Origin of the sequence: Martelella sp. UBA3392, from assembly GCF_002358775.1 — a bacterium.
GTDB classification, from domain to species: domain Bacteria; phylum Pseudomonadota; class Alphaproteobacteria; order Rhizobiales; family Rhizobiaceae; genus Martelella; species Martelella mediterranea.
Genome location: NZ_DEPM01000114.1, coordinates 1 through 7,058 on the forward strand (window position 1 = coordinate 1; position 7,058 = coordinate 7,058).

Annotated in this window: 5 protein-coding genes; 1 reads left to right on the forward strand and 4 read right to left on the reverse strand. The window is 62.8% G+C overall.

Going from position 1 to position 7,058, the window contains the following annotated elements; all coding sequences use genetic code 11:
* Window positions 1–64 precede the first annotated feature (64 nt).
* Complete coding sequence (locus B4E36_RS08260) at window positions 65–1,267, reverse strand: acetate/propionate family kinase (RefSeq protein ID WP_345900227.1); 1,203 nt, start codon at window positions 1,265–1,267, stop codon at window positions 65–67.
* Window positions 1,268–1,339: 72 nt separating this feature from the next.
* On the reverse strand, window positions 1,340–3,739 hold the full coding sequence (locus B4E36_RS08265) for a phosphoketolase family protein (protein ID WP_292059450.1): 2,400 nt from the start codon (window positions 3,737–3,739) through the stop codon (window positions 1,340–1,342).
* 415 nt (window positions 3,740–4,154) lie between these two features.
* Between B4E36_RS08265 and trmFO the strand changes: the two genes are divergently transcribed.
* Complete coding sequence (trmFO, locus tag B4E36_RS08270; protein ID WP_292059448.1) at window positions 4,155–5,555, forward strand: methylenetetrahydrofolate--tRNA-(uracil(54)-C(5))-methyltransferase (FADH(2)-oxidizing) TrmFO; 1,401 nt, start codon at window positions 4,155–4,157, stop codon at window positions 5,553–5,555.
* A 17-nt stretch (window positions 5,556–5,572) separates the two neighbouring features.
* Here trmFO and B4E36_RS08275 read toward each other — a convergent pair whose 3' ends face one another.
* Both B4E36_RS08275 and B4E36_RS08280 read right to left on the reverse strand, forming a co-directional pair.
* Window positions 5,573–5,995 (reverse strand): hypothetical protein, encoded by a 423-nt coding sequence (locus B4E36_RS08275; RefSeq protein WP_292059446.1) that lies wholly within the window; start codon window positions 5,993–5,995, stop codon window positions 5,573–5,575.
* 119 nt (window positions 5,996–6,114) lie between these two features.
* Window positions 6,115–6,966, reverse strand: coding sequence for a phytoene/squalene synthase family protein (locus B4E36_RS08280; protein ID WP_292059445.1), 852 nt, complete (start codon window positions 6,964–6,966; stop codon window positions 6,115–6,117).
* Window positions 6,967–7,058 lie beyond the last annotated feature (92 nt).

Here is a 7,058-nt window from a genome sequence, read left to right on the forward strand (position 1 = left end):
AAGAACAACAGAGTTGATGACGCCCGTAAAAAGGATAGGTTTGTGGGCAGCCTGACGACAGCGCTCACGCAGCCGCGTCGCCATGCTCCCCTTCCCCGATCACCTTCGCGGTCTGCTTGGCCAGCACAACTTCCTCGTCGGTCGGGATGATCCGCACCTCGATTCGGCTTTCCGGCGCTGAGATGATGGCGGCGTTGGCCTGGTTGGCCTCCTCGTCGAGCGTCACCCCGATCCAGGCCAGCCGGTCGCAGATCATCTTGCGTATGACCGCGGAATTCTCGCCGATGCCGGCGGTGAACACCAGTGCGTCCATGCCCTCCATGCTGGCCGCCATCGACGCGATTTCGCGGGTGGCGGAGAACACATAGAGCGCGATCGCCTGGACGGCGTGGGGCTCGTCGCTCGCAAGCAGGTCGCGCAGGTCCGGCGAAATACCGGAAACGCCGAGCAGCCCGGAATCATAATAGAGCATGTGTTTGAGATCGGCGGGCGAAAGCCCCTCGGTCTCGATCAGCGCCAGCACAAGGCCGGGGTCGACCGTGCCGGAGCGCGTTCCCATCATCAGCCCGCCAAGCGGCGTCATGCCCATCGTTGTGTCGACGGCCTTGCCGTTGCGCATGGCGCAGAGGCTGGAGCCGTTGCCCAGATGCGCCACCACGCTGCGCTTGCGCGCCAGATAGTCGGAAATCTGGTGGAGGCGTTCCGCGATATAGGTATAGGACAGGCCGTGAAAGCCGAAGCGACGATAGCCCTTGTCGCCATAGCGGCGCGGGATCGGATAACGCGCCGCTCGCTCGTCGATATTGACGTGAAAGGCGGTATCGAAACAGGCGACCTGCGGCAGGTCCGGCCTGATCTTGCGGAACAGCTTGACCGAGGCCAGATTGGCGGGCTGGTGCAGCGGCCCCATCGGCACCAGCGTCTCGAGGTAATCGAGCACGGCATCATCGAGCAGCACCGGCGCCGAGAACCGCTCACCGCCATGCAGCACGCGGTGGCCGACGGCGCGCAGCGGGTTGTTGACGGTGTATGGCACGATGATCTCGAAGATGCGCCCGAGCATGTCCTCGCGCATATTCTCCTCCAGCACCAGGTCGAGATCGGCGATTTCCTTGCCGCTCGCCTCCTTGACCGTCAGATGCGGGGTGGCGTTGAGCCCGTCGAACTGGCCGCGCAGGATCAGAGAAAACTGCTCGCCATGCACTTCGTAAAGACGGAATTTGAGGCTGGAGGAACCGGCGTTCAGCGCCAGAATGCTGCCGTTCATAATGACTTTCCATAATGTAGCGCACACCGCCGCCTGTCGCGGCGGCGGCATGCGTGTTGTCTGGTCCGCGGATCAGCCCCTGGGATAGGGCCACTTCCAGCCGGCGATTTCCGGCATGTCCTCGCCATGCTCCCGCACATAATCGTGGTGCCTTGCGCGCATGTCGTTCAGGTAGTTGATCGCCGCGGCACCCCGTTCGCCGAACCCGCCAGCCCGCTCGATCGCATCGATGGCCAGATGGTAGCGGTCGAGGCGGTTGAGGACAACCATGTCGAACGGCGTCGTCGTGGTGCCCTCCTCGACATAGCCGCGCACATGGATGTTGTTGTGGTTGTGGCGGCGATAGGCCAGCCGATGGATCAGCCACGGATAGCCGTGATAGGCGAAGATCACCGGCTTGTTTTCGGTGAAGATCGCGTCGAAATCGGCATCGCGCAACCCGTGCGGATGCTCTTCCTTCGGCTGCAAGGCCATCAGGTCGACGACGTTGACCACCTTGACCTTCATTTCCGGCAGCTTCTGGCGCAAGAGGTCGACGGCGGCCATCATTTCCAGCGTCGGCACGTCGCCGGCGGCGGCCATCACCACGTCGGGCTCCTCGCCTTCCGGCACATTGCTGGCCCAGCGCCACTCGCCAAGGCCGGCCTCGCAATGCACGATCGCTTCCTCGATCGACAGCCATTGCGGGCTCGGCTGCTTGCCCGCGACCACCACGTTGACGCGGTTATAGGTGCGCAGGATATGGTCGCCGACCCACAGCAGCGTGTTGGCATCCGGTGGAAAATAGGTGCGCACCACATCCGCCTTCTTGTTGACGACATGGTCGACGAAGCCCGGATCCTGATGGCTGAAACCGTTATGGTCCTGCCGCCAGACATGCGAGGTCAGAAGATAGTTCAGCGACGAGATCGGCTTGCGCCACGGCATCGTCCGGGTGGTCTTCAGCCATTTGGCATGCTGGTTGAACATCGAATCGATGATGTGGATGAACGCCTCGTAGCACGAGAACAGGCCGTGACGCCCGGTCAGCAGATAGCCTTCCAGCCAGCCCTGGCACAGATGCTCGCTCAGCACCTCCATGACCCGGCCATCGCGGGCGATGCCCTCGTCATATTCGAGAATGTCGGCCATCCACACGCGGTCGGTCGTGGTGAACACGTCCTGAAGCCGGTTCGAAGCGGTCTCGTCCGGACCCATCAGGCGGAAATTGCGCTCGTCCTTGTTGAGCTTCATCACCTCGGCGAGCAGCATGCCGAGATGCTTGGTGGCCGAGGCCATGACCTCGCCCGGCTGCTTCACATCGACGGCGAGCGCCCGGAAATCGGGCATGTTCAGTTCCTTGCGCAACAGGCCGCCATTGGTGTGCGGATTGGCGCTCATCCGGCGATTGCCTGCGGGCGCGAGCGCCTTCAGCTCGGGCACAAGGCGGCCGCTTTCGTCAAACAGTCTCTCGGGCACATAGCCGCGCATCCACTCTTCCAGCAGGGCGCGATGCTCGCCGTTCTGGCGGGCTTCGGCGATCGGCACCTGATGGGCGCGCCAGAAATTCTCGACCTTCTTGTTGTCGACGAATTTCGGCCCGGTCCAGCCCTTGGGGCTGCGCAGGATGATCATCGGCCAGCGCGGCATCTCGTAGACCGTGCCGTCGGCCCGCGCCGTCTCCTGGATTCCGCGGATGCGGGCGTAGCAATCCTCCATCACCTCGGCCATGCGCTGATGCATGTATTCCGGATCGTCGCCTTCCACATAAAAGGGCTCGTAGCCATAGCCGGTGAAGAGGTCGGTGAGATCCGACTTCTTCATGCGCGCGAGAACCGTCGGATTGGCGATCTTGTAGCCGTTGAGATGCAGGATCGGCAGCACCGCGCCGTCAACGATCGGGTTGAGGAACTTGTTCGAATGCCACGAGGCCGCAAGCGGGCCGGTCTCGGCCTCGCCATCGCCGACAACACAGGCGACGATCAGCTCCGGATTGTCGAAGGCCGCGCCATAGGCGTGTACCAGCGCATAGCCGAGTTCGCCGCCCTCGTGGATCGATCCGGGCGTTTCCGGCGCGACATGGCTTGGGATGCCGCCGGGGAACGAGAACTGCTTGAACAGTTTCTGCATGCCCTCCTCGTCCTCGGTGATTTCGGGATAGACCTCGGTATAGGTCCCATCGAGATAGGCATTGGCGACAAGGCCGGGCCCGCCGTGACCGGGGCCGGCGATATAGATCATGTCCGCGTCATGTTTCTTGATGATGCGGTTGAGGTGCACATAGAGGAAATTGAGACCCGGCGTCGTGCCCCAGTGGCCAAGCAGGCGCGGCTTCACATGCTCGGCGGCAAGCGGCGCCTTCAGCAAGGGATTGTCCATCAGATAGATCTGGCCGACCGACAGGTAGTTGGCCGCCTGCCAGTATCTGTTCATCAGATCGAGTTCGTCCTGCCCGAGAATATTTCGAGTGGCGTCTGGCGTTATCTGTTCCATGTCGGTTTCCCCTTTCAAGTGGAAGGTCATTCTGAACCGCTATCGGTATCCCGCAACCCCGCCGCCGGCGACATGACATAAGTCAAGTTTTTCTCGCACTGCGGCAAAGCTTTTTAAATCGGATAGCCCGTCAGGTTTGACGCCGCCTTGCGCCGGCAGCCGAAATCCGTCGGGCACTGCTTCCCTTCCAATAGTTTGACAATTGCAAAGCGCCTTTCAACAGCCTACCTCATAAAAGATGTCGCGTGTTTGACGAGGGACAAGAATTTTCCGCCCCGCCCCTTCCCGCGATTTCTGCGCGCCGGACCTCGACGGCGGCGGCGGCTTCTGGCATGTGCAGGGGCAATGCGGTATTGAGCCGCGGCCGCGCAGAAACGCGATGAGCCCCCTGAACTCCAGTCTGATTGAGGCACCCATGTCCGAGCACAAACCCATTCATGTCATCGGCGGCGGCCTTGCCGGTTCCGAGGCCGCGTGGCAGATCGCCAATGCCGGTATCCCGGTCATTCTGCACGAAATGCGCGGCGTGCGCGAGACCGCCGCCCACAAGACCGACGGCCTTGCCGAACTGGTCTGCTCCAACTCGTTCCGCTCCGATGATGCCACCAGCAATGCGGTGGGTGTGATCCATGCCGAAATGCGCCTTGCCGGATCGCTGATCATGGCCTCGGCGGATACCCACCAGGTGCCGGCGGGCGGCGCGCTCGCGGTCGATCGCGACGGCTTTTCCGCCGCCGTGACGGCAAAGCTCGCCGAACATCCTCTGGTCACGATCGTGCGCGAGGAAGTCGCGGCCCTGCCGCCGGAAGACTGGGACCAGGCGATCATCGCCACCGGCCCCCTCACCGCGCCGGCGCTCGCCGAAGCGATCCAGGAAAAGACAGGCAGCGAGGCGCTTGCCTTCTTCGACGCGATCGCGCCGATCGTCTACCGCGACACGATCGACATGGATATCTGCTGGTTCCAGTCGCGCTATGACAAGGTCGGCCCCGGCGGCACGGGCAAGGACTACATCAACTGCCCGATGGACGAGGCGCAATACAACGCCTTCATCGACGCGCTGATCGCCGGCGACAAGACCGATTTCCACGAGTGGGAGGGCACGCCCTATTTCGACGGCTGCCTGCCGATCGAGGTGATGGCCGAGCGCGGCCGCGAGACGCTGCGCCACGGGCCGATGAAGCCGATGGGCCTGACCAATGCCCATAATCCCGAGGTGAAGCCCTATGCCGTCGTCCAGCTTCGCCAGGACAACGCGCTCGGTACGCTCTACAACATGGTCGGATTCCAGACCAAGCTGCGCTATGGCGCGCAAAAGGACGTGTTGCAGATGATCCCCGGCCTCGCCGAGGCAGAATTCGCACGGCTCGGCGGCCTGCACCGCAACACCTATCTGAACTCGCCGGTGCTGCTCGACGGCACGCTGGTGCTGAAGGGCCGGCCGGGTCTGCGGTTCGCCGGCCAGATCACCGGCTGCGAGGGCTATGTGGAAAGCGCCGGCATCGGCCTTCTCGCCGGCCGGTTCGCCGCCGCCGAGCGTCTTGGCAAAACGCCGATCGTCCCGCCGCCGGAAACGGCGCTCGGCGCGCTGCTCGGCCATGTCACCGGCGGGCATCTTGCCCATCAGGAAGAAGGCGGCAAGCGCTCGTTCCAGCCGATGAACGTCAATTTCGGCCTGTTTCCGGAACTGGAGCCCGGCGCGCTGATCGATCCCGAAACCGGCAAGAAGCCGCGCGGCAAGGCGAAATCCAGCGTCAAGAAACAACTCATGGCAACGCGCGCGCTCACGGCCTGCAAGGCCTGGCTTGAGGGCTGAGAGGGAGCCGGAGACGATCAGCGGGCGTTGAGCATCCAGGTGGAAACGTCGGCGGCATCGCGTTCGGTCTGAAACAGGTAATTTCCGCTGAAAAAATCCGCCTCTGGGTAATCCACCTGAAGACCGTTCGCCTCCGGCAGCGCCCGCAGACGGTACTCGCTCTGCACCACGATGATCGCCTGCCCCTTGCCGCGCCGTGAGCGGTAAATGCCGACCTTGCCATTGACGAGCCGCAGGAAGAAGGTTTCCATCTCCTTGTCGCCGATCACGGCAGCAACCTTCTCATCGGGATAGCTGCGCCTGAATTCGCTCGCCGCCCATTTATAGGTCTCGTCGACCGAGACATCCGAGGCGGCCGGCTGGCTCTTGGGGCGGAGCAGAAAATAGTAGGCTGCGACGACGGCCACGATAGCGATTGCGACCCATATCCAAGTTTCCATCCGCCCACTTCCTCTGCTGCTGCATCACGCGCGCCCTGCCCTCCGGACGGAAATGCTGAATGGTTGAAAGCCTGTGCCCGGAACCGGCAGGAGTACCCAAGGTCGACGCGTTATATAAATCAAAACTTACGAAACAGCAAAGAGCGCATCATCGCGAACTGTCTCTTCCACTGTGGCGGCTGGATTGAGTTATCGAGCACATTTTCACCCAAACGCTCGGCCTTTACAAGAATGTTCTTGCAGCTCGATATCGGCAGATAGGCAGGCGCGATTTCCCTGGCAACAGGGCCCTCCGCCTCGAATCTCTCCAGATGGGAGCGCCCGAACCCGGCAAAGGCGCGGATTGCGTTGCCCACGCGATCGCGATCGCTGGCGATCAGGAATGATTCGCGGTCGAGCCCCGTCGCCGACAGGATTTCGGTCGGGATGAAGACCTGGCCATTGGCGCGATGCCGGCTCATCAAGAGCAGCGAGCCCGCCACCGCCTGCGCCACGCCGGCATGACCGGCTGCGGTCGAAGCGGCGGCGGCCTTTTCGCTGTCGAGCACCAGGCTTGCAAGCTGGATCAGGGCGGAAGCAGTTTCGCCGGCATAGCCTTCGAATTCGGAAAGACTGCCCATCGGATCGTCATAGAGATCGAAGATCCGCGCCTCGCTCATGCCGATCAGCGGGGCTGCCGGCAGGCGGTATGTTTCGAGAGTCTGCAACAAGCGGGCAGCCAAGGGGTTGCCCTGGCTCTCGCCATGGCCGCTGCCCGCAAGCAGGTCGCGCCAGTATTGCAGGCGCACCTCGCCCGGCAGCGGCTCGCTGATCCGCTCGCGCACCCGGGCCAGTTCGGCATTGAACAGATAGAGCGCCGTCAGCGCCGGGCGATGCTCTTCGGGTGAAAGCAGCACGGCGAGATAGCGGTCGCGATCGGCCTCGCGAAGCTCGGCGAGCAACGGGTCCGGCCCTTGTTTTGCTTCGGCCAATGGTTTCTCCGGTATCAGGGCGAGGCCGCTTGAGACTATACCGCTATCAGCGCCGCGGCCACCGCGCGGGATTCTTCCAGCAGGATATTGTA